Source organism: Cupriavidus mimosae, assembly GCF_023952485.1.
GTDB lineage: Bacteria > Pseudomonadota > Gammaproteobacteria > Burkholderiales > Burkholderiaceae > Cupriavidus > Cupriavidus taiwanensis_C.
In genome coordinates this window covers 1-1292 of the sequence record NZ_JALHRY010000081.1, presented here as the reverse complement: position 1 = coordinate 1292, position 1292 = coordinate 1, and the positions used below count along the sequence as shown (strand labels likewise).

Here is a 1292-nt window from a genome sequence, read left to right as displayed (position 1 = left end):
CAACTCTGGATACTTGAAGGATGGAAACCTGCTATGAGGTCATGCGACGACAAGGCATTTCGCGACGCACCTTCCTCAAGTATTGTATTGCTCGCTCACGGCCACCTCGCTCGGGTGGGCCCCGACGTTCGGGCCGCAGATCGCACACGCCATGGAGACCAAACCGCGCACGCCGATGCTGTGGCTGCATGGGCTGGAATGCACTTGTTGTTCGGAGTCGTTCACTATCCTCGAGGAGGTCATTGTTAAGTAGAAGGGCAACTACATCCTAGCGGTGGAAGGCAACCGTCCGCTGAACCAGGTGGGCATGAGTTGCATCATCGGCGGGCGCCCCTTCATCGACCAGCTCAAGCATGTGGCCAAGGACGCCAAGGCCGTCATCTCCTGGGGCTCCTGCGCATCATGGGGCTGCGTGCAGGCCGCCAAGCCGAACCCGACGCAGGCCACGCCGGTGCACAAGGTGATCACGGACAAGCCCATCATCAAGGTGCCCGGCTGCCCGCCGATCGCCGAGGCGATGATTGGCGTGATCACTTACATGCTGACCTTTGACCGTATCCCTGAGCTGGACCGCCAGGGCCGGCCGAAGATGTTCTACAGCCAGCGTATCCACGACAAGTGCTACCGCCGCCCACACTTCGATGCCGGCCAGTTCGTCGAGGCCTAGTACGACGAATCCGCGCGCAAGGGCTATTGTCTCTACAAGGTCGGTTGCAAGGGTCCGACCACCTACAACGCCTGCTCGACGACGCGATGGAACGAGGGCACGAGCTTCCCGATCCAGGCCGGCCACGGCTGCATCGGCTGCTCGGAAGATGGCTTTTGGGACAAGGGCTCGTTCTACGACCGCCTCACCAACATCCACCAGTTCGGCATCGAGGCCAACGCCGACAAGGTCGGCGGCGCGGCGGCCGGAGTGGTCGGCGCTGCCGTGGCAGCCCACGCGGCCGTGTCGGCCATCAAGCGTACGGCTCAGAAGAAGAACCAAGGCACCAGCGGCGCCGAGCATTGAGCCGCGCTGACCAGATTCAAGAGAGACAAGGACGTCTCATGACTGCCCATTCCACCCAAGGATTCAACCTTGACAACAGCGGGCGACGCGTGGTCGTCGACCCGGTGACTCGGATCGAGGGTCACATGCGCTGTGAGGTCAATCTCGACGCCAACCTGTCGGCGGCCAAGTACTCGCCCTGCTCGCCGGCGTCATTGACACGGCGCTTGACGCTCAACTCATGATGCGCCGGGTGACCCCAGCGGGCTAGCGTACCTGCGCGCGGCACGCAGTGGTAATC

2 pseudogenes are annotated in these 1292 nt (G+C 62.5%); both read left to right on the top strand.

Going from position 1 to position 1292, the window contains the following annotated elements:
* Positions 1–20: 20 nt before the first annotated feature.
* Positions 21–1012, top strand: a pseudogene (locus tag MKD50_RS30360) (hydrogenase small subunit).
* A 38-nt stretch (positions 1013–1050) separates the two neighbouring features.
* Positions 1051–1167: pseudogene (locus MKD50_RS30820) on the top strand (hypothetical protein); the annotation flags it as partial.
* Positions 1168–1292: the final 125 nt, after the last annotated feature.